28 protein-coding genes (1 of these 28 only partly in view) are annotated in these 24,730 nt (G+C 63.7%); 4 read left to right on the top strand and 24 right to left on the bottom strand.

Translation table 11 applies throughout. The features are described 5' to 3' along the window. Positions 1-167, top strand: partial view of an ATP-binding cassette domain-containing protein gene (locus ACSQ3O_RS23450; RefSeq protein WP_436140656.1) — the final stretch only. Its footprint begins 1,744 nt before the window's first position; 167 of the gene's 1,911 nt are visible here — the last part of the coding sequence; its start codon lies beyond the left edge, outside the window; its stop codon occupies positions 165-167. Between the two features lie 131 nt (positions 168-298). Here the strand turns inward: ACSQ3O_RS23450 and ACSQ3O_RS23455 are convergent, their stop codons facing one another. The 7 genes from ACSQ3O_RS23455 to ACSQ3O_RS23485 all read right to left on the bottom strand — a co-directional run bounded on the left by ACSQ3O_RS23455 (position 299) and on the right by ACSQ3O_RS23485 (position 6,779). Further along, complete coding sequence (locus ACSQ3O_RS23455; RefSeq protein WP_436140657.1) at positions 299-1,393, bottom strand: protein-glutamate methylesterase/protein-glutamine glutaminase; 1,095 nt, start codon at positions 1,391-1,393, stop codon at positions 299-301. 15 nt (positions 1,394-1,408) lie between these two features. Next, a complete protein-coding gene (cheD, locus tag ACSQ3O_RS23460) occupies positions 1,409-2,119 on the bottom strand; it encodes a chemoreceptor glutamine deamidase CheD (RefSeq protein WP_137747685.1) in 711 nt (236 codons plus the stop codon). A gap of 63 nt (positions 2,120-2,182) precedes the next feature. Further along, positions 2,183-3,088: a CheR family methyltransferase gene (locus tag ACSQ3O_RS23465; RefSeq protein WP_436140658.1), complete on the bottom strand. Its 906-nt coding sequence runs from the start codon at positions 3,086-3,088 to the stop codon at positions 2,183-2,185. A 106-nt stretch (positions 3,089-3,194) separates the two neighbouring features. After that, positions 3,195-3,683: a chemotaxis protein CheW gene (locus ACSQ3O_RS23470; protein WP_137747683.1), complete on the bottom strand. Its 489-nt coding sequence runs from the start codon at positions 3,681-3,683 to the stop codon at positions 3,195-3,197. Positions 3,684-3,738: 55 nt separating this feature from the next. Then, on the bottom strand, positions 3,739-5,880 hold the full coding sequence (locus ACSQ3O_RS23475) for a chemotaxis protein CheA (RefSeq protein WP_298453052.1): 2,142 nt from the start codon (positions 5,878-5,880) through the stop codon (positions 3,739-3,741). Between the two features lie 40 nt (positions 5,881-5,920). Then, a complete protein-coding gene (locus ACSQ3O_RS23480; protein ID WP_015015796.1) occupies positions 5,921-6,283 on the bottom strand; it encodes a response regulator in 363 nt (120 codons plus the stop codon). Positions 6,284-6,332: 49 nt separating this feature from the next. After that, complete coding sequence (locus ACSQ3O_RS23485; RefSeq protein ID WP_063461672.1) at positions 6,333-6,779, bottom strand: hypothetical protein; 447 nt, start codon at positions 6,777-6,779, stop codon at positions 6,333-6,335. 185 nt (positions 6,780-6,964) lie between these two features. Between ACSQ3O_RS23485 and ACSQ3O_RS23490 the strand changes: the two genes are divergently transcribed. Together ACSQ3O_RS23490 and ACSQ3O_RS23495 are read left to right on the top strand one after the other, a co-directional pair. Then, on the top strand, positions 6,965-8,074 hold the full coding sequence (locus ACSQ3O_RS23490) for an ATP-binding protein (protein WP_436140659.1): 1,110 nt from the start codon (positions 6,965-6,967) through the stop codon (positions 8,072-8,074). Further along, on the top strand, positions 8,071-8,700 hold the full coding sequence (locus ACSQ3O_RS23495; protein WP_137747680.1) for a response regulator: 630 nt from the start codon (positions 8,071-8,073) through the stop codon (positions 8,698-8,700). The genes ACSQ3O_RS23490 and ACSQ3O_RS23495 overlap by 4 nt, the downstream gene beginning before the upstream one ends. A 35-nt stretch (positions 8,701-8,735) precedes the next feature. Here the strand turns inward: ACSQ3O_RS23495 and fliR are convergent, their stop codons facing one another. From fliR to fliF, 13 genes are all read right to left on the bottom strand, one after another. After that, a complete protein-coding gene (gene fliR / locus ACSQ3O_RS23500) occupies positions 8,736-9,506 on the bottom strand; it encodes a flagellar biosynthetic protein FliR (protein WP_137747679.1) in 771 nt (256 codons plus the stop codon). Between the two features lie 77 nt (positions 9,507-9,583). Further along, positions 9,584-9,853 (bottom strand): flagellar biosynthesis protein FliQ, encoded by a 270-nt coding sequence (gene fliQ / locus ACSQ3O_RS23505; RefSeq protein WP_137747678.1) that lies wholly within the window; start codon positions 9,851-9,853, stop codon positions 9,584-9,586. A 14-nt stretch (positions 9,854-9,867) separates the two neighbouring features. Next, entirely contained in the window at positions 9,868-10,665 is a 798-nt protein-coding gene (fliP, locus tag ACSQ3O_RS23510; protein WP_436140660.1) for a flagellar type III secretion system pore protein FliP, read from the bottom strand. Next, on the bottom strand, positions 10,658-11,035 hold the full coding sequence (locus tag ACSQ3O_RS23515) for a FliO/MopB family protein (RefSeq protein WP_436140661.1): 378 nt from the start codon (positions 11,033-11,035) through the stop codon (positions 10,658-10,660). The genes fliP and ACSQ3O_RS23515 overlap by 8 nt, the downstream gene beginning before the upstream one ends. Before the next feature lie 7 nt (positions 11,036-11,042). Beyond that, the gene (gene fliN, locus ACSQ3O_RS23520; protein ID WP_137747676.1) at positions 11,043-11,486 is read right to left on the bottom strand and encodes a flagellar motor switch protein FliN; all 444 of its coding nucleotides are present in this window, start codon (positions 11,484-11,486) and stop codon (positions 11,043-11,045) included. Then, positions 11,476-12,480, bottom strand: a complete 1,005-nt coding sequence (fliM, locus tag ACSQ3O_RS23525; protein ID WP_137747675.1) for a flagellar motor switch protein FliM — start codon at positions 12,478-12,480, stop codon at positions 11,476-11,478. Before fliM ends, fliN begins: the two co-directional genes overlap by 11 nt. An 18-nt stretch (positions 12,481-12,498) precedes the next feature. Then, positions 12,499-13,077 (bottom strand): flagellar basal body-associated FliL family protein, encoded by a 579-nt coding sequence (locus tag ACSQ3O_RS23530; RefSeq protein ID WP_436140662.1) that lies wholly within the window; start codon positions 13,075-13,077, stop codon positions 12,499-12,501. 208 nt (positions 13,078-13,285) lie between these two features. Beyond that, on the bottom strand, positions 13,286-14,659 hold the full coding sequence (locus ACSQ3O_RS23535; RefSeq protein ID WP_436140663.1) for a flagellar hook-length control protein FliK: 1,374 nt from the start codon (positions 14,657-14,659) through the stop codon (positions 13,286-13,288). 2 nt (positions 14,660-14,661) lie between these two features. Continuing rightward, a complete protein-coding gene (gene fliJ / locus ACSQ3O_RS23540; protein WP_298453080.1) occupies positions 14,662-15,126 on the bottom strand; it encodes a flagellar export protein FliJ in 465 nt (154 codons plus the stop codon). A gap of 19 nt (positions 15,127-15,145) precedes the next feature. After that, positions 15,146-16,540, bottom strand: coding sequence for a flagellar protein export ATPase FliI (gene fliI, locus ACSQ3O_RS23545; protein ID WP_436140664.1), 1,395 nt, complete (start codon positions 16,538-16,540; stop codon positions 15,146-15,148). Beyond that, entirely contained in the window at positions 16,530-17,264 is a 735-nt protein-coding gene (locus ACSQ3O_RS23550) for a FliH/SctL family protein (RefSeq protein ID WP_436140665.1), read from the bottom strand. Before ACSQ3O_RS23550 ends, fliI begins: the two co-directional genes overlap by 11 nt. Continuing rightward, entirely contained in the window at positions 17,248-18,243 is a 996-nt protein-coding gene (fliG, locus tag ACSQ3O_RS23555; RefSeq protein ID WP_094290251.1) for a flagellar motor switch protein FliG, read from the bottom strand. The genes ACSQ3O_RS23550 and fliG overlap by 17 nt, the downstream gene beginning before the upstream one ends. Positions 18,244-18,267: 24 nt before the next feature. Next, positions 18,268-19,962 (bottom strand): flagellar basal-body MS-ring/collar protein FliF, encoded by a 1,695-nt coding sequence (fliF, locus tag ACSQ3O_RS23560; protein WP_137747671.1) that lies wholly within the window; start codon positions 19,960-19,962, stop codon positions 18,268-18,270. A gap of 175 nt (positions 19,963-20,137) precedes the next feature. Here fliF and fliE point away from each other — a divergent pair, with 175 nt between their 5' ends. Further along, the gene (gene fliE, locus ACSQ3O_RS23565; RefSeq protein ID WP_137747670.1) at positions 20,138-20,449 is read left to right on the top strand and encodes a flagellar hook-basal body complex protein FliE; all 312 of its coding nucleotides are present in this window, start codon (positions 20,138-20,140) and stop codon (positions 20,447-20,449) included. A 281-nt stretch (positions 20,450-20,730) separates the two neighbouring features. Here the strand turns inward: fliE and ACSQ3O_RS23570 are convergent, their stop codons facing one another. The 4 genes from ACSQ3O_RS23570 to ACSQ3O_RS23585 form a co-directional block, all read right to left on the bottom strand. Beyond that, the gene (locus ACSQ3O_RS23570; RefSeq protein ID WP_137747669.1) at positions 20,731-21,030 is read right to left on the bottom strand and encodes a flagellar protein FliT; all 300 of its coding nucleotides are present in this window, start codon (positions 21,028-21,030) and stop codon (positions 20,731-20,733) included. A 3-nt stretch (positions 21,031-21,033) separates the two neighbouring features. Beyond that, complete coding sequence (gene fliS, locus ACSQ3O_RS23575) at positions 21,034-21,492, bottom strand: flagellar export chaperone FliS (protein WP_137747668.1); 459 nt, start codon at positions 21,490-21,492, stop codon at positions 21,034-21,036. Between the two features lie 65 nt (positions 21,493-21,557). Then, complete coding sequence (gene fliD, locus ACSQ3O_RS23580) at positions 21,558-22,991, bottom strand: flagellar filament capping protein FliD (RefSeq protein WP_137747667.1); 1,434 nt, start codon at positions 22,989-22,991, stop codon at positions 21,558-21,560. A 201-nt stretch (positions 22,992-23,192) separates the two neighbouring features. Next, complete coding sequence (locus tag ACSQ3O_RS23585) at positions 23,193-24,689, bottom strand: flagellin (RefSeq protein ID WP_137747666.1); 1,497 nt, start codon at positions 24,687-24,689, stop codon at positions 23,193-23,195. Between the last annotated feature and the right edge of the window lie 41 nt (positions 24,690-24,730).

Below are 24,730 nucleotides of genomic sequence, written 5' to 3' on the forward strand. Positions count from 1 at the left end.
AGATCACCGCACTGGAAACGGAACAGAAGGTGCTGCAGGACGCGCTGGCAGACGGAACCCTGTACGGCAAAGACCCGGCGCGCGCCGCCGAGATGGCGGCCCGGGCCGCCACCATCGATGACGAACTCATGGCGGCCCTGGAGCGATGGACGGAGTTGTCCGCCTGAAGAGAACGCGCCCCGCCGCTCGCATGGATGTCGAGCAAGCCGCGGCGCCAATGGCACTGGGCCGCATGTGGGCCACAGCTCCTGGCAGCACACACGGCCACCCGCGCTGCATGCACCGTGGATGCTGAATCTCAGATGCGGTGGTGCAGCCGGTCTGTCGCGCCGCGCAAGCGTGTGATCAGCGCTGGAGCAATCTGGCCGAGCGGCAACACCTCATCGGCCGCCCCGTGGGCGATGGCCTCGCGCGGCATGCCGAAGACGATGCAGGTCGCCTCGTCCTGCACATAGTTGTAGCTCCCGGCGTCCTTCATCTCGCGCATGGCAGCAGCACCATCGTTGCCCATGCCGGTGAGCATGATGCCGAAGGCATTGCGCCCCACCACGGCAGCCGCGGATTTGAAGAGCACCTCCACCGAGGGCTTGTGGCGGTTGACCGGGGGGCCATCATCGACCACGGCCACGTAGTTGGCGCCACTGCGTGCCACATGGAACTGCGTGCCACCCGGCGCAATGTAAGCATGGCCCGGCAAGATGCGCTCGCCATTGACCGCCTCTTTCACCGTGATCTGGCACAGCCCATTCAGCCGGGCCGCAAAGCTGGTGGTAAAACCCGGGGGCATGTGCTGGGTGATCACGATGGCGGGTGAGTCGGCCGGCATCTGGACCAGCACTTCCTTGATCGCCTCCGTTCCCCCTGTAGAGGCGCCGATGCAAATCAGCTTTTCCGTGGACAGCCGACCCAACAGGGCAGACGCCGGTGCGGGCGCGTGGGCGGCCCCACCACCCGCAGGTACCGCTTCGCGCGCCGGGGCGCGGCGAACCTGCGCCACGGCTGCCACGCGAATCTTGTCCACGATCTGGGCCGCCAGGTCATTGAGCCCGCTGGCCAGGCCCACACGCGGCTTGGCAACAAAATCGATGGCACCAAGCTCCAGGGCTTTCATCGTGACCTCAGCCCCGCGTTCGGTCAGTGTGGAAATCATCACCACCGGCATGGGGCGCAGCCGCATCAGGCGGCCGAGAAAATCAATGCCATCCATGCGTGGCATCTCGACATCCAGCGTGATGACATCCGGATTCAGCTCACGGATCATCTCGCGCGCCACCAAAGGGTCATTGGCCGTGCCAATGCACTCCATGTCGCGCTGCCGGTTGATGATCTCGGACAGCAGACTGCGGACCAGCGCCGAATCGTCCACCACGATCACCCGGATTTTCCTGCTCATTAACGCAAACCTTCCTCAAAACAGATCAACAGAACCACCGGCAGTGGACTTGGCCACCGTAGCGGCATTGCCGCGTGCGTCCTGGGCCAGGGCCTCGGGATGGGCATGGGCCAGGCGCTTGACCATGGCCTTCCCCGTCACCGGGAAGAAAACCACCTTGCGCGGGTAAATATCGAGCACATCCTCCGAGACGATGGGAATGCGCTCTGTATGCAGGTAGTTGAGCACAAAATTGGTGTTCCGCTCGCCCACGTTCATCGTGGTGAAGTTGTGCATCACCTGTGCGCCACCAAAAATCTTGGCCTGCATGGTTTCGCGGCGCGCCCCCATCTTCAGCATCTCGTTGATGAGCAACTCCATGGCGTAGGAACCGTATCGCCCCGACGCGTCGGCCAGGTCACCATCGGGCAGCATGAAGTGGTTCATCCCCCCCACACGCGCACGGCTGTCCCACAGGCAGGCCGCGATACAGGAGCCGAGCACGGTCATGATGACCATGCTTTCATCTGCTACGAAGTATTCCCCTGGCAGCACCTTCACAGCGTTGTGCTGGAAGTGGTGGTCCAGGTAGAAAAACGATGCCTCCCCCGGCTTGCGGCTGTGCGCCTTGAGCTCCTGCAACGAGGACTCGCGCGCAGGCGCAGCACCCGCAGCGTAGATATCCGCGCTCAGGGGCGCTATGCGCGGTGCGCGGCGCCGTTCAGATGAGCCTGGGGTGGTGGTCATGGGGGAAGATGTGCCTGCTTGGATGCTGGTCATGGGTGCTGGTTGCAAGACAACATGGACAGGTCAACGGCGCTCGTACACCGTCTTGCCACGCAGGGTAAACAGATCGCGGGATTCGCTGAAGTTTTCGGCATGGCCGACAAACAACATCCCCCCCGGCTTGAGCACCCGGTGGATACGCTCCAGCACCTTCCGCTGCGTGGGCGCATCGAAGTAGATCATCACGTTGCGGCAGAAGACCACGTCAAAGGGCTCTTTGAAAGGCCAGTCATCGCGGATGAGGTTCACGCTCATGAAGTCAATAACCCGGCGCAATTCGGGCTTGGCGCGCACCATGCCTGCGTTGCCGCCCTTGCCCCGCAAAAAGAACTTTTGCAGGCGCTCCGGGCTCACCCCTTTGAGACCATCCAGCCGGTACACCCCCTGCGCGGCTGTGGCCAGCACTCGCGAGTCGATATCGCTGGCCGTGAGCTTGAATGAGGCATTGGCACCCAGCGCTTCGAAGGCCGTCATGACGATTGAATACGGCTCCTCACCGGTAGACGCCGCGTTGCACCACACCTTCCAATTGGCCGAGGGCTTGGAGCGCAGATGCGATGCAAAGATCTCGAAGTGGTGCTGCTCGCGGAAAAAGGCCGTCAGGTTGGTGGTGAGCGCATTGACGAACTCTTGCCACTCCGGCCCATCGTGGTTCTCAAGCCAGCTGAGGTACTCGTGAAAGCTGGTGTGCCCTGTGTCCCGCAGCCGGCGCGACAGCCGGCTGTAGACCATGGCGTGTTTGCCGTCGTGCAGGCTGATGCCGGCGCGCTGGTAAATCAGCGCCTGGACGCGGGCGAAGTCTGCGTTGGTCCAGACAAACTCGCGGCCCTGGGCCAAGGGCCCCGAGGGGGCCTCCGCTGCAGCGTAGGCCGGATCCACCCGCGAAGGGGCAGACCGGGCTGAAACGGGGGCACTGGTGGTGTGGGCCATATTGATCGTCCGAAGGGAAATCCTGTTCGCTCCAAGAGGTTCGCAAGCACGGCCTGCGACCCGACATGTGCCTGGGCCACCAATGGTTGTTGACCGTCGTTGCGCCCTATTCGTTGGCGGTTACCAATCCCATATCCACGCTCGACATGAGTTTTTCGATGTCAAGCAGGATCAGCATGCGCTCACCCACCGACCCCAGCCCCAGGATGCAGCTGTTGTCGATGGCGCTCTCGATGTCAGGCGCCGAGCGGATGCTCTCGGGCGTCAGCTCCATCACATCGCTGACGGAGTCCACCACGATCCCGACCACCCGGTTGCGCAGGTTGAGGATGATGACCACGGTGAAACTGTTGTAGTCGGCCTGCGCGCAGTTGAACTTCAGGCGCATGTCCACAATGGGAACAATTGTCCCGCGCAGGTTGGTCACGCCCTTGATGAAATCGGGCGCATTGGCGATGCGCGTCGGAGGCTCGTAGCCCCTGATTTCCTGCACCTTCAGGATGTCGATGCCGTACTCTTCCTGATCGAGGCGGAATGTCAGATATTCACGAGCACCTGTCGGCGCTGCGTCTGCCGTCTTACCAATCACACTCATGGTGCATTCTCCTTTCATGACAGCGCCGGGCCCAATAGGCCAGACGCTTGAATCCTCAGTGGCGAGCCCGGCGCACCAGGCCACCCGTGTCCAGAATCAGCGCCACCGTGCCATCTCCCAGGATGGTGGCGCCTGACACATTGGGCACCTTGCGGTAGTTCGACTCCAGGTTCTTGACCACCACCTGGTGCTGCCCCAGCAGCTCATCGACCAGCAGCGCCACACGGCTGCCATCGGCCTCGACCACCACCATGATGTTGCTGGATTTGTTGAGATCGAATCGAGGAACCTGGAAGATCTTCTCCAGCGCGATCACGGGCATGTACTCGTCGCGCACCTTCACCAGCTGCGAGCCTTGTGCCACCGTGCTCACGTCGTCGGCATTGACCTGGAACGACTCGACCACGGAAGACAGTGGGAGGATGTACACCTCTTCGCCAACCCCGACCGACATGCCGTCCATGATCGCCAGTGTCAACGGCAGGCGCACAGACACCTTCATGCCGTAGCCCTCGGCCGAGTCGATCTCCACCGAGCCATTGAGCGCAGCGATGTTGCGCTTGACCACGTCCATGCCCACACCGCGCCCGGACACGTCGGTGACCTCATCCGCCGTGGAGAAGCCTGGGGCAAAGATCAGCTGCCATACCTCGGCATCGCTCATCTGTTCGGACACTTCAATGCCCCGCTCCTGCGCCTTGCTCAGGATCTTTTCGCGGGAAAGGCCCCGGCCATCGTCGCGCACTTCGATCACGATCGAGCCGCCCTGATGGGAAGCCGACAGCGTGATGGTGCCGTGCTCGGACTTGCCCTTGGCCAGGCGGTCTGCGGGCATTTCGATGCCATGGTCGCAGCTGTTGCGCACGAGGTGGGTCAGCGGGTCGGTGATCTTTTCGACCAAGCCCTTGTCCAGCTCGGTCGCTTCACCCAGAGTGACCAGTTCCACCTTCTTGCCCAGCTTGTTGGCCAGGTCGCGCAGCATGCGCGGGAAGCGGCTGAACACGATGGACATGGGAATCATGCGGATCGACATCACCGACTCTTGCAGGTCCCGGGTATTGCGATCCAGGTCGGCCAGGCCGGCCAGCAGTTGCTGGTAGAGCCCGGCATCCAGCCCGCGGCTGTTCTGCGCCAGCATGGCCTGTGTGATCACCAGCTCGCCCACCAAGTTGATGAGCTGATCGACCTTCTTGACATCGACCCGAATGGTCGTGGACTCCATTTGCGCCTGCATGGCCGCCTTGGGCTCGGCTTTGGGAGCTGCGGCCTTGGGGGCGGCCTGGGCTGGGGCTTGGGTGGCTGCCTGCGAGGCCTCAGAGGGCGCGCCGGGCGCGCCGTTGAAGAAGCCATACGGCGTCTCGCCACCGGATGTATCCACCGCCAGCGCGGCATCCTCGTCTACCGGCTCTGCAGCAGGCTCACCTGCGGCAGCCCCAGCGTCACGGATCAACACCTGCTCCTTGGACACGTGGAAAGCAAACAGATCCAGGAGATCGTCGTTGGTGGAGCTGGTCTCTACCGCAAAAAGGCGCGTGTTGGCCTCGGTGGCGGGCAGATCACGAATGGCGCCCAGACCAGGAATGTCGCGGAACAGCTCCTTGATGGCGTCTGCCTGCGCTGGCCGCTCAAGGGGGCCGATCTGGATTTCGAGTTGACGGGCTTGTCCAGCCACGGCGGGGGTGGCCGCCTTGGGCGCGGGAGCTGGCGCAGCAACCGCCGGTGGAGGCGGCGGTGGGGGGGGCGCGGCGACAGCGGGAGCATCGCTGGGCACAAGGCCCGCTGCAAGGTCGCTGATGCGGCGCACGAGGGAGGTGGTGGAAACCGCTTCGCCCTGGCCACCGGCCTGGTGCCGGGCAAGAAGGCTGCGCGACGCATCGGCAGACTCCAGCAACACATCCACCATCTGGGGAATCGGCTGCAGTTCATGGCGGCGCAGGCGGTCCAGCAGCGACTCCATCTGGTGGGTCAGCTCCGCAACGTCGGAAAACCCGAAGGTGGCAGAGCCGCCCTTAATCGAATGTGCACAGCGAAAAATGCCGTTGAGTTCTTCATCGTTGGCACTGCTCAGATCCAGATCCAGCAGCATCTGCTCCATCTGGTCGAGGTTCTCGCCCGCTTCCTCGAAAAATATCTGATAGAACTGGCTCAGGTCGAAGTCAGCGCCTGCACCCGATCCTTCTTGGTAGCTTTCCGCCATGGTGGGCTCCTGTGTACTTGATGGTCTCAGTCAACCCGGCTCAGCGGATCACCTTCTGGATGACTTCGATCAGACGATTGGGATCGAAAGGCTTCACCAGCCAGCCCGTCGCACCGGCAGTGCGGCCAGCCTGCTTCATCTGGTCGCTCGACTCCGTCGTCAGGATCAGGATGGGAATTGTTTTGAATTTGGGGTGCTCGCGCAGCTTGCGGGTCAGGCCAATACCATCGAGCCGGGGCATGTTCTGGTCTGCCAGCACCAGATCGATGTTGTGCGTCTCGGCTTTTTCAAGGGCGTCTTGCCCATCCACTGCCTCCACGACGTGATAGCCGGCGCCCGTGAGGGTGAACGACACCATTTTCCGCATGGAAGGTGAATCATCTACGGCAAGGATCGATTGCATGTATGGCTCCAACTGACTTGAATATATAGGCTAACCAATGATGTGAAGGTCAAAACAGGTCCACCGAACCCGCATCCATCTCGCTCTGGGTGACAGGATTCGGCCTGTCTGGCGCCATCTCTGCAAAAGGCGCCGCGTCTTCGCCATCTTCATGGCCCATGGCTTCCGAGGCCAGGCGAAAAGCGCAACCCTGCAGCACCTTGGTGGTATGCCAGATCAGTTGGGAGGCCATGTCCTGGAACTGCAACTCCGTCACCGCGCTGCGCAGCGCAGCCCGCGCCGCCACCAGTTCGGGAGAGTCCGAGACCACCGCGTCGGTCAGCATCGCATTGGCCTCGCCGAAACGCTCGAGCAGATTGTCCGTGGCGTGGTTCAGCAGCCCCTCCAGGCGGTGCAGGTCGTGCATCACCACCAGCAAGGAGTCCTGCAGTTCCGCCGCCACCATGACGGGAACCTGGACTGCAGGCCCTCCAGGCGTTGTTAGCGTAGATTGCATCGTTTCTCCATCGCAGCACGTAGCAGCAAAGCACGCAAAAACACGGGACTACGATACATGCGTCAAAGACTTCCAGGCTTTGTGCACACCGTAGCATCCGCGCCCATTGGACGCCGACGCCGAAACCACCCCAACGGGACAAACACCCTTGTTTGTTCCAATTTGTATCCTATGATAGCGCTCCTATGGTCACTGCAACATCAGACCAGACCCTTGAAATCCTGCATCTCGAAGATTCACTGGCTGATCACGAACTTGCGGGACGAACGCTACGGCGGTCCGGGCTCCAGTGCCAGTTGCGCCAGGTAGACACCCTCTCCGAATTCCAGCGGCTCACCGACTCCGGATCGTTCGACATCATCTTGGCAGATTACCGCCTGCCAGGGTTCACGGCACTGGATGCGTGGGCACATGTGGCGCAAAAGCCTCAACACCCGCCCTTCATCCTGTTGTCGGGCGCCATCGGCGAGGCGGCGGCCGTAGACGCCATGCGTCTGGGCGTGGCCGACTACCTGCTCAAGGACGATATTCAGCGCCTGCCCCACGTGATCGCACGCGCACTGGAAGTGCATGAGGCCCGGCGCATGCGCGAGCAGGCGGTTGCCGAGTTGGCCATGTCCCAGCGCCGGCTGGCGGAGCTGGCGGAGCACCTGCAAACCTCGATCGAACAGGAACGCGCGTCCATCGCGCGAGAAATCCACGATGACATCGGCGGCGCACTGACTGCCGTGCGCTTTGACGTGGCCTGGATCGGCCGCCACAGCACGGACGCCGCCATGCAAGAACATGCCAGCTCGGCGGCCGACATGCTGCAGCATGCCATCGGCGCCAGCCAGCGCATCATGATGAACCTGCGCCCCCCCATTCTGGAGCAGGGGCTGGTGGCGGCCGTGCAGTGGCTGGCCGCCGGTTTCGAACGCCGCACCGGTGTCCCCACCCGCCTGCAGAGCAGCAGCGACACCATCAACACCCCGGCAGACATCCAGCTGGTGGCCTACCGCACTGCGCAAGAAGCCCTGACCAACATCTCCAAACACGCCCAGCCTGGCAAGGTCGACATCGACCTCTCCGACAAGGAGGGTGTGCTGACCCTGGAAGTGGCCGACAACGGGCGGGGCATTGCCCCTGAGATGCTCGACAAGCCCAAGGCCTTCGGGCTCAAGGGCCTGCAGGAGAGGGCGCGCACCGTTGGCGGCTGGCTGGACATCAGCAGTCGGCCAGGGCAAGGGACGTCGGTCATCCTGTCCATCCCGCTACCATCGCCCCCACCAACAGCCCCGGGAGATGCGATGTGATTCATGTGGTCCTTTGCGACGACCATGCCGTTCTGCGGCGCGGGATACGCGACACGCTGGCCGAAGCGACCGATATCCAGGTCACGGGGGAGGCGGGCGGCTACTCCGAGCTGCGCGAGGTTCTGCGCACCGCCGCCTGTGATGTCCTGCTGCTGGACCTGAACATGCCGGGCCGCAGCGGCCTGGAAGTGCTCACCAGCCTGCGGGAGACCCATTCCGCCATCAAGGTGCTGGTGGTGTCCATGTACCCGGAAGACCAGTACGCGCTGCGCTGCCTCAAGGCGGGCGCGCAGGGCTACGCCAACAAGGCGGGGGACCCGGTCGAGCTGATCGCGGCCGTGCGCACGGTGATGCAGGGTCGCAAATACCTCACCGCAGAAGTGGCCCAGATGCTGGCGGACAGCCTCGCCCAGCCCACCCCCGAGGCTCTGCATACCACGCTGTCCGAGCGGGAGCTGCAGACGCTGATCAAGATCGCCTCCGGGCGGCGGCTGTCGGACATTGCCGAAGAACTGATGCTGAGCCCCAAGACCGTGAGCGTGTACCGCTCGCGCGTGCTGGAAAAGCTCAAGCTGTCCAACAACGCCGAACTCACCGTCTACGCCATCCGCAACCAGCTGGTCTGAGCAAACGGGGCGCCTCCCACGCCTTGGTGCAACCCCTATCGCTGCGCGGCAAACAGGTCTACCGCCTGCTGCATCAGCGCCAGCACGGGCTGCTCCAGCATGGGCAGCGTGGCGGCAATGCCCAGCATGCCCACGGTGAGCGTGACGGGAAAGCCCACCGCATAGATGTTCATCTGCGGCGCCACCCGGGAGATGACGCCCATCGTCAGATTGACGAACAGCAGCAGCGCAATCATGGGCAAGGCAATCCAGAGTGCACTCGAAAAGAGCGACGCCCCCAGCTCGTGCAGCCGCATTTGCGCCAGCGCCTGCAGGAAGTTGCCGTTGACCGGGAAACGGTCAAAGCTTTTGACTACCGCCATCAGGATCAGCAGGTGGCCGTTGATCACAACAAACAGCAGCGTGGCCATGTGCCCAAAAAAGCGCGCCACCGCACTGATTTGCGCGTTGGAGGAAGGATCGAAGAAAGAGGCGAAATTCAGCCCCATCTGCAATCCAATGATTTCCCCCGCGAGTTCCACGGCAGCGAACACGAGCCGCACAGAGAACCCAATGGCCAGGCCCACTGCCACCTGCTGCGCCACGGCCCCCAGGGCCTCGCGGCCGTTGACGCTGATGACCGGCTGCTCCCCGAGCACCCCCTGGGCACACAGCGCCACCAGAAATGCCAGCCCGATCTTCACGCGCATGGGGATCACCCGCATCGAGAACACCGGCGCCACCGAAAACAGGGCCAGAACCCGCAGAAACGGCCACAGGATGGGCGACAGCCAGGCCATGATCTGCGCTTCGCTGAAGGTGATCATGGCGCTAGAAAACTATAAAAATGATAGCTACAAGCGCTTGATGGACAGGCGCAGAAGGCATATTTTGATCAAAAAACCTAGCCAATCATCGACGGAATGGACTCGATGGTTCGCCGGATGAAGTCCACCAGCGTGCTAAGCATCCAGGGCCCGGCGATGGCAAACACCACCATCGCAGCGATCAGCTTGGGGACAAACGCCAAGGTGGCCTCATGGATCTGGGTGACGGCCTGGAAAATGCTCACGAGCAGACCCACAGCCATGACCACCCCCAGCACCGGCATGGAGATCATCAGCAGCAGGGTCAGGGCATCACGCCCGATGGTCAGTACCACTTGCGGAGTCATCGTGTGCTCCTCCTTCAGGTTACAAAGCTGGCAGCCAGGGAGCCAATCAGCAGATTCCAGCCATCCGCCAGCACAAACAGCATGAGCTTGAACGGCAAGGCCACCAGCACCGGCGACAGCATCATCATGCCCAGGGACATCAGGATGCTCGACACCACCATGTCGATCACCAGGAAGGGGATGAAGATCATGAAGCCGATCTGGAACGCCGACTTCAGCTCGCTGGTGACAAACGCCGGGACCAGCACCCGCATAGGGGCAGTCTCTGCCGTCACGTTCGGGTCCAGGCGGGCCAGCCGCGAGAACAGCGCAAAGTCAGACTGCCGCGTCTGCTTGAGCATGAAGCCACGCATGGGCGCCTCGGCTTTGTCCAGCGCCTGTTCGAAGGTGATGGTGTTGTTGGTGTAGGGCACGTAGGCCTCCTGGTACACGCGGTCCAGGGTGGGGCCCATCACAAAAAAGGTCAGGAACAGCGACAACCCGATGATGACCTGGTTGGGCGGCGCAGACTGCGTGCCCAGCGCCTGCCGCAGCAGAGACAACACAATCACGATGCGGGTGAAGCCCGTCATCATGAGCAGCACGGCAGGCAAGAAGGACAGCGCGGTAAAAAACAGCAGCGTCTGGATCGGCACCGAGTAGCTGGTGCCAGTGGGGCCGCTGCCCACCACCAGGGGCAGACTTCCGGCCGCCTGCGCAAACGCCGGGCTTTGCCCCCCCAGCCCCGCTATCCCCGCCAGGGCGGCCAGCAGCCAGAACTCCCAGGCCCTCCCCTTGCAGCCCGGTGCGCGCGTTGGCAATCGGTCAACCATGGCTCGCCTTTTCAGGGGCCGTGGCTGCGGCAGCCGCTGCCATCTGTTGGGCGAACGAAGGCGCCTCAACCACCCCGGCGCCCACACCGGCCATGGCCGACACAGGCACGGGCGATACGGGCAACACATGCAGACAACTCACCTGCTGCGCCGTCACCCCCAGCACCAGCCAGGTGCGTGCATGCTCGGGCCCGACCTCGACAGTCACCACCCGTTGCTGCGGCCCCACCGCCACGGCAGACACCACACGCGATGCAGCCCCTGCAGCCACGCCGCCAGCAGCATGGCGCTGCTGCACGCGGCGCACCAGCCAAGGCAGCGCGGCCATGGCGCCCACAAAGAGCACCACCACAAGCAGGGTCTGGGTCATGCTCCCACTATCCACGGCTGACCCGGCGCAGGCGTTCGGACGGAGTCACCACGTCGGTGAGGCGGATACCGAACTTGTCGTTCACCACCACCACCTCGCCCTGGGCGATGAGGTAGCCGTTGACCAGCACGTCCATGGGTTCGCCTGCCAAAGCATCCAGCTCCACCACCGAGCCTTGCGCCAGTTGGAGGATGTACTTGATCGGCACCTTGGTGCGCCCCAGCTCCACCGACAGCTGGACCGGGATGTCCAGCACCATGTTGATGTCGTTGACGGTTCCGTCCGAACCTGCAGAGCCGGAAAACGGCCGCACGGGCTCGCCGGACAGCGGGCCACCCTGCTCGGCGTCCGCAGGCTTGTCGTCGGTGCGTTTTTGCTCTTCCAGCGCCTCGGCCCAGCCCGCAAACGGGTCTTCTGCGCCTGCGTCCTTGTTGTCTTCTTCAGTTGCCATTTTTCTCTCCCAGCCAGCTCATGTCCGAATTACGCAAGCATTCTTCAATGCGGATGGCGTACTTGGAGTTGTGGGTTCCATACTGGCATTCAAAAATAGGAACCCCTCCGATGGATGCCCGGATGCGGGGCTCTCGGTCCAGCTCGATGAAGTCACCTGGCTTCATGGCCAGCAACTGCTCCACCGTGGCGTCGGCCTTGGCCAGCTCCGCCACCAGCGTGACTTCTGCAGACTGGATTTCGCGCTTGAGCACGTTCACCCACCGGCGGTCCACCTCGATGGAATCGCCCTGCGTGGACGAATACAGCACATCGCGGATCGGCTCCAGCGTGGCATACGGCATGCAGACATGGATGGCACCGGAGAGGTCGCCGATTTCCAGCTGGAAGGCCGTGGACACCACAATTTCGCTGGGCGTGGCGATGTTGGCGAATTGGGGCTGCATTTCCGAGCGCTGGTACTCCAGCTCCAGCGGGTAGATGCCCTGCCAGGCTTTCTTGTACTCGGTGCAGATCACATCCACCAGCCGGTTGATGACGCGCTGCTCGGTGGGCGAAAAATCGCGCCCCTCGATCCGGGTCTGGAACTTGCCAACCCCGCCATACAGCGTATCGATGATGCCGAACACCAGCGAGGGCTCGCACACGATGAGCCCGCTCCCGCGCAGGGGGCGGATCGCCACGATGTTGAAGTTGGTCGGCACTGCCAGCTCGCGCAGAAAGGCGCTGTAGCGCTGTACGGACACTGTGCCCACCGAAATTTCCGGGCTGCGCCGGATGAAATTGAACAGCCCGATGCGGAAGTTGCGCGCAAACCGCTCGTTGACGATTTCCATCGTCGGCATGCGGCCACGGACGATGCGTTCCTGGCTGGAAATGTCGTAGTTGCGTACGGACCCCGCTTCGGCCACTTCCTCGACCGACTTCTGGCTTTCGCCAGTGACCCCTTCGAGAAGGGCATCAACCTCTTCCTGCGAAAGAAATGAATCACTCATGGCTGGTCCTTGCCCGTGTCACTGAATGATGAAGTTGGAGAAGAGCACCCGCAGCACGGGATTGCGCTCGGTGCGCTTGCGCGCCGGGCGGTCTTCAGCCTCTCCATCCTGGTCGGCCTCAGCTGCACGCGCACGTTCACGCTCGGTGGGCACCGAATACCCCAGGGGCCGGGAGACTTCACGGCGAATGTCGGCGGCCAGCTTCTCCTTGCCCTCGCGCATCAGCAGCTCGGACGACGTGCGCTGGGACACCAGCATCAGGATGCCACTGCGAATGGTCGGCAGGTACAGCTTGACCTGATCGGCGGTTTTGGCGTCTTCCAGCTCCAGGGTGATGCCTATCTGGGCAAACCGATCCCCGCCAGGATCGGCCAGGTTGACCACCATGTTTTCCATGGGCAGGAAAGTAGGGGCCACCTTGGGCGCCTCCTTGCGGGCAGCGGGTGCACCACCACCCTCCTCTTCATCCCCGTGCGAGCGGGTCATGAACCAAGCCGCAGCACCCCCACCAATCACCAGCACCGCCACAACGACGCCGATGATGATGAGCATCTTCTTGCTTTTCGCGGGGGCCGCTGCGGGGGGATTGGCTGACACGATGGTGTTCCTTGCGGTAGGGAGCAGGCCACACTTGCGCTATCAAAGTGCAAGCAAAGCCGGATGGCCCATTATTGGACGGGGGTGTAACCAATAATAGCCAGAATAAAAGCCCAAAACCATGGCATTCACCGCGCTCGCCCCCTTGCACTCGGGGGTGCGCTGGTGGTGGCAGCCTGCGCTGCCCTCCCCACCTGGCGTGAAAAGATCACACAAAAATATCCACGCTGCGGTCGGGCCCACTGCCGTCACGCGCCAGCGATGCGGTGCCGACCGGCGCACTCGACAGCACCTGGGCCTGGCGGGCGCCGTCGCGGCCACGGGACTGCCCCGCGTCACCGCCCTGCGGGCCTGCGCCATCCCGTGCCGATGTCCCCACCGACATACCCGACAGCACCAGCCCTTCACTGCGCAACAGATCCCGCAGCTGGGCCATGCTCTGATCAAGCATCTCGCGTGTCTGCGCCTGGTCGCTGCGGAAGGTGACATGCGCTTCATTGCCGGACAGGGACACGGAAACCTCTACAGGCTGGCCGTCCCGGTTGAGCGTCAGCTCAGCGTTCTGCGTCTTCTGGTTGACCCAGTAGGCCACCTGATCGGCCACCTGCTCCTCGGCTCCGGCTGCAGCAGGGTCCACAAACACGGCAGTGTTGTCGGTGTTCCCATGCTCCAGGGGAGACATACCCGCTGCGCCATCGGACCAGCCGCCGCCTCCGGCATTCCCCTCGCCAGGGCGCCCGCCAGGCGCAGCCTCCGCCCCTCTGGCGGCCACCACACCCGCCAGCAAACTGTCGGCCCCAGCGAAGACCATGTCACGCCCCTCTGGAGATGCGGGCGTACCAACGCCGCGCTCCGCTACGGCGCTCGCGACCAGCGCTCCCACGGTCGCACGTTCGCCAGTGGCCTGGGCGAGCGCCGCCGCAGCGCCCTGAGACGCGGAATGGCGCTGCGCAGCGTCCGCGCCCAGGGCTGCACCCGTGGCAACTTCCGCCCCTCCAGCCCCCCCCACCCGCTGGGCCTGGGTGCCCAGCATGCGCGAGAAGCTGCGGCCAAATCCAGCCACCGTGCTTTGGGCTGGCGTCTCCTTGAGGTCCTTGAAATCCGCCGAAGTGTCGAGTTTTGCCGTTTCAGCCACCAGGCCCTGGGGCAGCCCTCCGTTGGCCAACGGGTCGTTCATCGCCATTTCGCCCGCAGCCCCGGCGGCAGCCCCCGTGCCTGCCAGCACCCCGTTCACCAAGGACTCCGGGCGCAGCGTCCCGTCGGCCTGCCGCACCAATCCCATGTTGGAAAGGTCATTCTGGGTGGGCGCAAACAGCCCTTGCCAGGCCGCCATGGCCGCAGCATCCATGTCCCCCTTCACGGTATCCGCAGCAAGGTCCACCGGAGCAGCATCCGCAGCTGCCAGTTCAGGCGCACCACTGTCAGCAGACATGTCTTCGAGCGCAGCCAGCAACGCAAGAAACCCTCCTGCCGAGGCTGCATCCGCAGCGTCCGTTCCTTGCTGTTGCGCAGGCGTTTTCGCCCGCGTGGCGTGGGCTGCGTGTGTGCCGCCCTGCCCTGAGGAAATTTTTGTCTGTTCCATGGTCAATGCTCCTGGCCCTGGGCCCCTTGGCCTGCGCTGCGGTACTGCAGCGCGGCCCGTTCATCGGTCTGTTTCTGGTCTCTGCGCATTTGCTGCAGCTCCAGGTCGTGGCGCCGCTTGTCCACCACCTTGCGCAGGCTGGTGAGGCGCAACTCCGCCTCAAGCAACGCGCGCTGGGCACTCTCCACCCGCCCCGCCTGGTCGCTGACCACCCCCGTCTGAATGCTGGCCGCATGGCCCAGGCGGTTCATGAACTGGTAGTGGTGGTACATCACTTCGGGTTGCATGGCGGTGTCGGCCTTCACCCCCCAGCGGGACTCGGTTTCGCGGGCGTAGTCTTCCAGCTGGTCGAGTTGCGCACGCGCCGCCTGCTGCGCAGCCAGTGCGTCCTGCAGCACCTTGCGTGCGGCATCCCGTTTGCGGGAAGCCACATCCACGGCAACGGCGAGGGAGTTCAGGCTGGACATGGCGGGTTACCCGTGGCGGTCAGCGGTCCAGCACCGAGGCCATGGCCGTCACGCTCTGGTCCATGGAGGCCGCCTCGAACATGTCCTGCTGCAAAAAGCCCGCCATCTGCGGCTGCAGGCGGATGGCCTCGTCCAGCGCAGGGTCCGAGCCACTCATGTAGGCACCCACCTGCACCAGGTCCCGGCTCTTCTGGTAGCGCGAGTACACGGCGCGGAAGTTGCGTGCCAGGTCAAAGTGCCCGCGCGACACCACGTTATGCATCACCCGGGAGGCCGATTGCTCAATATCGATGGCCGGGAAGTGCCCCGTCTCGGCCAGTGCCCGCGACAGCACGATGTGCCCATCCAGGATGGCGCGCGCCGCATCGGCAATGGGGTCCTGCTGGTCGTCACCTTCCGACAGCACGGTGTAGAAAGCGGTGATGGACCCCACGCCGTGCAGGCCATTGCCGCTGCGCTCCACCAGAGCGGGCAGCTTGGCAAAACACGACGGGGGGTAGCCCTTGGTGGCGGGCGGCTCGCCAATGGCCAGAGCGATTTCGCGCTGGGCCATGGCATAGCGGGTGAGCGAATCCATGAGCAGCAGCACATGCTGCCCCTTGTCGCGGAAATGTTCGGCCACGGCCGTGGCATAAGCCGCGCCCTGCATGCGCAGCAGCGGCGGTGCGTCCGCAGGTGCAGCCACCACCACCGAGCGCGCGCGGCCCTCGGCGCCCAGGATGTCTTCCACGAACTCCTTGACCTCGCGGCCCCGTTCGCCAATGAGACCGACCACGATGACGTCGGCCCGGGTGTAGCGGGCCATCATGCCCAGCAGCACGCTCTTGCCCACCCCGGAGCCTGCAAACAGGCCCAGACGCTGGCCACGCCCCACGGTCAAGAGGGCGTTGATGGCTCGCACGCCCGTGTCCAGCGGCTCGCGCACCGGGTCACGGTCCATGGCATTGATCTGTCGGCGCCCCATGGGCTCGGCCACCACGTCCTGCACCGGGCCGCCATGGTCCAGGGGCAGGCCCTGGGCATCCACCACGCGCCCCAGCAACCCGTCGCCCATGGGCAGGCGCAGCACGCCCGCACGCTGCACAGGCCGGGGCGGCTCGCCCAGGCGGGGGATAGGAATGTAGGGCGCGGCCGGAAACACACGGGCACCACTCGACAGGCCGTGGATGTCACCCGCTGGCATCAAAAACGCACGGTCGGCGGAAAAACCCACCACCTCGGCCAGCACCGGCTCCCGGCCCGGCATCTGCACCATGCACTGGGATCCCACCGGCACCTTGATGCCCACGGCCTCTAGTACCAGGCCCGTCAGGCGGGTAAGCGTGCCACGCGTTTCCAGCGGCGCCCCTTCGGCTACGCGCTCACGCGCGTCGTCCATGAAGCGCGTCCAGGCAGAGGGAGCCTCAGCGCTCATCGCCTTCTCCCTCGTCCCAGGGCGACTGCAGGCCCAGGGCAGCAATGGCACGCTGCCAGCGTTTGTCCAGGCTGCCATCCACCACCGTGCCTGCAGACTCCACCAGGCAACCGCCTGCGGGCACGGCCCCATCCGCAATCCACTGCACCCCCGGCCCATCCAGCTCCTCGCGCAGCGGTTGTGCCACGGCTCCCATGTCGAGCGGATTGAGACGCACCGTGGCTGGCCGCCCCTCGGTCACCAGCATGCCCACGGCTTCGCGCACCACAGGTTGCAAGGCGTTGGGGTTGACGGACAGCTCCTGGCGCACCACCTGACGCGCAATGTCGCACGCCAGTTCCAGCAGCTGCTGGGCCATCTGTTGCTGCATGTCGATCAGGCTGGCGTCCAATGTCTGCAACACCCCCTGCAGACGCTGCGCGGCCTCCTGCCCCTGCTGGGCGATGTAGTCGTCCATGCGGCGCTGCCACTCCAGCGCGGTCTGCGCCTGGCCCTGGGCAAAACCCTCGGCATAGGCGTCGTCGCTGGCTTGCTGCAGCAGTTCCTGCTGCGCCTGCAGCGCGACTTCATCAACCTCGACCGGGATTTCCGCCACCGGCTCCGGCACGGGCTCCACGAGGTCCGAGCCGTCCACCGCGCTGAACTTCCACGCCTTGAAGTCGCCCACTTCCTCGCTGGGAATGAAGCGCGAGTACGACCGCTGGTTGTTAGACGAAGGCATCATCACCGCCGCCTCCGATCACGATCTGGCCTTCATCGGACAGGCGCCGGATCGTCTTGAGAATTTCCTTCTGCTGCGCTTCCACTTCGGACAGCCGCATCGGGCCACGGGATTCCAGGTCTTCGCGCAGCGCTTCGGCGGCACGCGAGGACATGTTGGACAGGAACTTCTCGCGCAGCTCGGGCACAGCACCCTTGAGCGCCACGATGAGGGTCTCGGACGCCACTTCCTTGAGCACCGACTGGATGGCGGCGTTGTCGAGCTTGAGCACATCCTCGAACACGAACATCTTGTCCATGATCTTCTGGGCCAGGTCCGGGTCGTAGCCCCGGATGGATTCGAGCACCACGGCGTCCATGTTGCCGCCCAGCAGGTTGATGATTTCGGCGGCGGCCTTGACGCCCCCGAGCGAGCTTTTGCGGATCTTGTCGCCGCCCGCCAGCACCTTGAAGAGCACCTCGTTGAGGTCCTTGAGGGCCGTGGGCTGGATGCCTTCCAGCGTGGCAACGCGCAGCAGGATTTCACTGCGCTGGCGGTCTGTCAGATGCATCAGGATGCCCGAGGCCTGGTCGCTGTCCAGGTGCACCAGGATGGCGGCCACGATCTGCGGATGCTCGTTGCGCAGCAGCTCAGCCACCGACAGAGGGTCCATCCACTTGAGGCTCTCGATACCCGAAACATCGCCCCCTTGCAGGATGCGGTCGATCAGCAACCCTGCCTTGTCGTCCCCCAGGGCGCGCTTGAGCACAGCCCGCACATAGTTGCCCGTGTCGGACACCAGCAGGCTTTGTGCGGCTGCAGCGTTCGAGAACTTGTTGATGACCTCGTCCACCTTCTCGCGCGAGACCGAGCGCATGCGCGCAATGGTTTCGCCCAGCTTCTGCACTTCCTTGGGCGAGAAATGCTTGAATACTTCGGCCGCCTCCTCTTCGCCGAGGGACATCAGCATGATGGCGGCATCGTGAAGGCCTTGGTCGTCCATGGTGGGAGTCCGTGCAATCGGTGGCTAGGCGGCGGCGTCGCCGTTGAGCCAGGTCTTGAGAATGTTCGCCACAGCGACCGGATTCTCCTTGGCAAGCACGCGCGCGTCTTCCAGGCGCAGTTGCTCGGGGGTCGCGGGCACCGCTTCGTCCTTCCTGGACGGTGCGGGCAGCGCGGGGCGCTCGGGCGTGTCGGCCTCCAGGGCATCGAGCTGGCCACCGGGCACCGGTGCGGCGCTGGCCTTGGCTGGTGCAGGCGCCTTGAGTGCGGGCCGCACCAGGCCCAGCAGCACCAGCGCAGCAAACAGCACCGCACCCACCGGCCACGCAAAGGTCTTGGCCAGATCGACGACCTCAGGCTGCTTCCACAGCGGAACGTCAGTGGAAGGCACCGCAGCCACCTGGAACGGCGTGTTCATGAGGTTGACCGAGTCCCCCCGATCCTTGTTGAAGCCAATGGTCTCGCGCACCAGGGCCGTCATCTGCTCGATCTGTTCGGGCGTGAGCGCCTTGGTGATCGGCTTGCCCTTGTCCTCGCCAGACTGGTAGTTCACCACCACGGCCGCGCTCAGGCGCTTGACGGCGCCTGTGCTGCCGCGCGTGACGCGAACGGTCTTGTCCACTTCGTAGTTGGTGGTGGACTCGCGCTTGTTCGTCTGCTCTTCCGTGCCCTGCTGGCCGCCGGCATTGGGGGCGGGGTTCGCGCCATTGATGGGGGCGGTCGAAGGTGCGGGTGGCTGGTTGGCCACCGCGCCGGGCACACCCGTGGCGGTCTTGCTGGAGCTGCCCCGGCTCTCCAGCACCTGCTGGCTGCGCACCGCGCTGGAGTCGGGCGTCTGGTTGGGGCGGAACTGCTCGGAGGTGGACTCTGTCTGCGTGAAATCCACTTCGGCCGTGACCTGGGCCTTGACGTTGTCCCGGCCCACCACGGGCTCAAGGATGTCCATGATGCGGCGGGTGTACTGCTGCTCGATCTGCTGCACATACAGCAGCTGCTGCGCATTCACTTCGGCCCCGGCGGCGGTATCGGGCGTCTGCGACAGCAGCTTGCCCGTGTCGTCCAGCACGCTGACGGCCGAGGGAGACAACTCTGGCACGCTGGAAGCCACCAAATGCACGATGCCAGCCAGCTGGGCACGGTCCAGGATGCGGCCGGGGTGCAGGCTCACCAGCACCGATGCCGAGGGCTTTTGCTGCTCGCGGAAGAACCCGTTCTGGTTGGGCAGCGCCAAGTGCACGCGCGCACCTTGTACCGACGACAGCGCCTGGATGGAGCGGGTCAGCTCGCCCTCCAGGCCACGCTGGAAGTTCAGGCGCTCCTGAAACTGCGTCATCCCGAACTTGCTGGATTCCATCAGTTCGAAACCAGCCACCGAGCCCTTGGGCAGTCCCTGGGTGGCCAGGCGCAGGCGCACGTCGTGCACCCGGTCTGCCGGAATCAGGATGGCACCGCCCCCTTCGGAGTGTTTGTAGGGCACATTCATCTGCGACAGCTGGGCCACGATGGCGCCGCCATCCTTGTCGTTCAGGTTGGCGAACAGCACCCGGTAGTCGGGCTGGCGCCCCATGACAATGGCAGCCACGGCAGCAGCGACCAGCAGCGCCACGCCCACGCCCAGCCGCATGCGCTGCGCCCGGTCGAGGGCGGACAGCCGCTGCAGCCAGTTGGGACTGGCGGGCGGCGGGAGCGGATTGAGAGGGACTTCAGCAACAGCAGACATCTTGCTTTTCCAGTAAAGCAGGTCCGGCAACAGACCTAGCGTGGTGTCGATTATTCGGTCACGCCTCCACCATGTTCGCTGGATAAGCCGCCCGTTTGACCATCATTTCAGGGGGATGGACGCCAGGGCGGTGGCTAGGATACGCAGCATACCGCCATTCCCTACGGATACCGCCATGGACCTTCGCATCTCCAGCTCTACCGCCCCCCTGACGGGCGCAGGCGTGGCGCGCCGTGCCGCGGCACCCCAGGAAACCGGCAACGAAGTGGGATTTTCCGGCGCCCTCAAAGGCGCCCTGCAGTCGGTGAGCGCGGCACAGAACCGCTCATCCGAACTGCAACGGGAGGTTCAGCTGGAGAACCCCTCGGTGAGCCTGGAAGAAACCATGGTGGCCATCCAGAAGGCCCAGATCGGCTTTCAGGCCACGCTGCATGTGCGCAACCGCATGGTGCAGGCCTATACCGACATCATGAACATGCAGGTATAGCAGCGGCACCCCACGCAGCAGCACCCCACTGAGCGGCTGCGCCGCCGCCCCTCGCTCTCACAGCCCTGCGCGCTGGGGACAAGGGGACGATGCCCTCGCTGCGGGGCGGCCCTTGCTCGGCATCCCTGACATGGGCGCGCGCTCGCATCCAGTGATAGCGCCCACACTGAATTCCTAATTTGATAGCAAAAAACGCTTGATGGGAGCGCGGAGAAGCCCATTTTCCCCAATAAAAAAGCCGACCTTTCCAGGCCGGCTTTTTTTGGGGCTCAGCGCACGCCTCAGTGCATCATCTGCGGCTGGCCGTCGAACAGGTGTTCGAACTGCGCCAGCCAGGGCTCAGCCAGGCAGCGGATCTGGGCATCGTTGCGCAGGATGCGCTGCATGATGCGGGTCTTCTCGCGGCGGTGCTCGGGCAGCAACTCGTGCTCCTGCGACTTGAAGCGCAGCTGCTCGATCAGCACGGCACAGGCGCCCTCGTAGCGCACCACACCGTCCCAGTCCTTCAGCCGGGCAGCCTCCAGCATCTTGGCGCTGCTGTCTTCAATCGCCTTGTAATAGTCAATCAACATGTGGGACATGGTTTACGCCTCCACAAGCATGGGCTGGCCAGTGGCGGAGGGCGGGTTGGCTGAAGCAGCTGCAGCACCGGTTTTCTTGATGTCGTTCCAGCCTTGGGCCACGGGCTCGATCAGGCGCATGACTTCCTGCATGATCGCATCGTCATTGCGGGCATTGGCCAGGATCAGGCGTCGCATGCAGTAGTCGTACAGCGCGCCCAGATTTTCGGCCAACTCGCCACCGTCCACCCTGTCGAGCGAGGTGCTCAGGCCCTCCTCAAGAATGCGGACCGCCTTGGCAATGGCGTTGACCTTCCCCAGCACGTCGCCCCGTGCCATGGAACCACGCGCCGTGGCGATGGAATTCAGAACCCCCTCATACAACAGGCTGACCAGCTGGTGCTGGTCGATCGTGTGCATGCTGGTCTCTACATTGATGCGCTGATAAGCGTTGGCTGCACGGGGGCTGTAGGCGCTGAACATGCTGACAATCCTTCCGAGGTATTACTTGAGTTATCGGCTAGCGCCAGAAAAACTGAAGCCTCTGTTTAGCCCGTCGATTTGTTCCAGGCCGCCACCTGCTGCGAGATGTAGGCATTCAACCCATTCAGGCTGCTCAACTGCTTGTCCAGCGAGTTATAGCGCTGCGTGATGCGTTTTTCAAATGCGTCAACCTTTTCGTTCACGCGGGTTTGGTCCTGGGCATTGCGCTTGAGGCTCAACTGCAGGGTGGCATCCTTGGACTTGAAGAAGCCGTCATTGGCCAGCAGGTTGGTGGTCAGCGCCTTCAGCTGCACCGCGATCCCGTCGGCCGCGCCACCGCCCGTGTTGCGGAACAGGTTCTTCACGTCGTCCGGTTTCTCGGCCAACGCCTTGTTGAGCTTGGTGGTGTCCACAGCCAGATTCCCGCCCAACTGCTGCGTGATGCCGACATCGGCCAGGCGCTGGAACCCGCCGCCACCAGAGGTGACCGACTGGATCGCGCTGCGCAGCGAGTTCTGCAGCGCCACTGTGGTCGAGTCACCCTGCAGCAAGCCTGCCGAGTTGGTCTTCGCGTCGTATTTGGTCGCCTCCTGCAGCAGTTCGTTGATGGCGTTGTAGGCCTTCACGAAACCGTCGATGTTGGACTGGATGGCCGTGTTGTCCTTTCCCACGGTGATTTCGATCGGGGCCGTGGTGATTTGCTCCGCCTTGAAGGTCACGCCCGAGATCGTAGAGGCAAAGGTGTTGGTGGCCGAAGACACGGCAATCCCGTTGACCGTGGCCTTGGCATCGGCAGCCGCCTGTGTGACGGTGGAGCCATTGACCAGACGCGACAGGCCCGTGGCATCGGTGTTGCCTGCGCTCTGAGGGTCGGTGTCGCCGCCTTCCATCACGCTCAACCGGAAGCCGAACTCCTCACCGGTGCTCTTGCTGCGCAGCAACAAACGCTCGCCGGATGCATCCGACAGGATCGAGGCCGTCACCCCGGCGTTGGAGCCATTGATCTTGCTGGCCACGTCAGAAAGCTTGTCGCTCGCGCTGATCGCGATATCCACCGGCTGGCCGCTGCCCGGCGTGAACGACGAAGGCGCTACGCTCCACTTGCCCAGCTCCAGCCGCAGCGTACCCGCACCCAGCGCCCCTCCCACGGGCAAAAGGGCTGCCGACGCAGTGGCCTGCGCCTTGGCCAGGCTTTGCACCTCAACACTGAAGGTGGTGGGCAGGGTTCCCCCCACGGCAGAGGCAGAGACGTATTTGGAGTCCGACGAGGTGGTGGATACACCGTTCCAGCCCGTCACGCTGGTGAGCTTGCTCGCCGCGTCCTGCAGCGTGGACACCAGCGACTTGATCTGGCCGAAGGCAGAAATCTTGGTGTTGACTGTTGCTGCCTGCAGCTTCAGCGTATCCAGGGGCTTTTTTTCCAGCGCGACCAACTGGGAAATGATGTTCTTGACATCCAATCCGTTCGTACCAACGCCTGGGGATGAAATCGTGGCCATACCAACCTCCTGAACTGGTTCAACGGAAATTATGGCGCCGAACGGCGATCAAGAACGTCCGTAAACACGCCAGGAAACCCGTCTTATCCAGCGGTCCTGGCACCCGCTGTCCCAAAAAGCCAAAGGGCGGCGACAGAAATCTGCCGCCGCCTGGGCCACTTCAGGGCGCTGCAACGCCCTGACTGCCATGCCCGCTGCCTATTAACGCAGCAGGGCCAACACACCTTGCGGCAGCTGGTTGGCCTGGGCCACCATCGCCGTACCGGCCTGTTGCAGGATCTGGGCGCGCGACAGGTTGGCCGTTTCGGCGGCGAAGTCGGCGTCAAGAATACGGCTGCGCGAGGCAGACAGGTTTTCGGATGTCACCTGCAGGTTGCTGATCGACGTTTCAAAGCGCGATTGCAAAGCACCGAGCTTGGCGCGTTCACCGTTGATGAAGGCCAGGGCAGAGTCCACCGTCTTGAGCGCGTTGGTAGCGTTGCTGAAGGTGGTCACATCCAGATTGGCCACAGCTTGCAGTGCAGAGCCACCGTCATCCAGCTGGGTTGCTGTAGTGGAGTCCACAGCAAACGACTTCTCCGAGTCCAGGACGATGTAGCCGCCTGTATTCACCATTTCTGCAGCAGTATTGGCCGTCAGCGTCCGGGCTGTGCCATTGCTGGCGCCCGCAGCATCGTAGCCGGTGACGGTCACATCGGCAGCACTGGCAGTGGCGGTATCACCCACCACAATGTCATTGCCGGTAGCGTTGGTCAGAATCACTTGCGTACCGTCCGAGCTCAGCGAAGCATTGATACCCGTCTTGGCAGACTGATCATTGATGGCAGACACCGCTGCCGACAGGCGGTCGGTGCCCGTAGCGGAGGTCAACGTGAACGACACGGTCACGGCTGCAGCAGACCCGACATTGTCGCCCTGCAAGGTCAGCGAATAGGAACCGGCCGAGGCCATGCCACCCAAGCGCACTTCGGTGCGGGCAGTAGCCGTCACACCGGTGGTGGCCTTGATACCATTGATCTGGTCGGCCGTTGCCTTGGCCGTGGCATTCGAGCCCGCTGCAATGCTGTTGGTGCCCAGGTAGCCGCTGATGGCAATGGTGCCGGCCGCTACGCCATTGGACGTTGCGCCCGCTGCCACCGTGGCTTGCGCGCCAATGCCCGAGCCGTTGGATGCCACGTTCTGGTTGTTGCCGTACACGCCAGTGCGCAGGTTGGCCGTGGCCGCCACGATGGTCTGGTTGGCGTTGGCGCCCACCTGGAACTGCTGCGTACCAAAGGTGCCGTCCAGCAGCTTCTGGCCGTTGAATTCCGTGGTTTGGGAGATACGGTCCAGTTCGGAAACCAGCTGACCCACTTCCTGTTGCAGGGCTTGGCGGTCGCCTGCACTGTTGGAGGCGTTGGCCGATTGAACGGCCAGCTCACGCACACGCTGCAGGATGTCGCCGGACGCCTTGAGCGCGCCTTCAGCGGTTTGAGCCAGGGAGATACCGTCGTTGGCGTTACGAACCGCTTGGTTCAGACCCCGGATCTGGCTGGAAAAGCGCTCGGAGATGGCCAAGCCCGCAGCGTCGTCCTTGGCGCTGTTGATGCGCAGGCCCGACGACAGGCGTTGGATGGACGTGTTCAGCGAAGTCTGGCTCATGCCCAGGTTGCGCTGGGCGGTCAGCGAAGCCACGTTGGTATTGATGGTGGATGCCATTGCAAATCTCCTGAAAGAACTGACTGAATATGGCGTTGCCG

Origin of the sequence: Acidovorax sp. LjRoot74 (genome assembly GCF_964254355.1) — a bacterium.
In the GTDB taxonomy this organism is placed as follows: domain Bacteria; phylum Pseudomonadota; class Gammaproteobacteria; order Burkholderiales; family Burkholderiaceae_C; genus Acidovorax.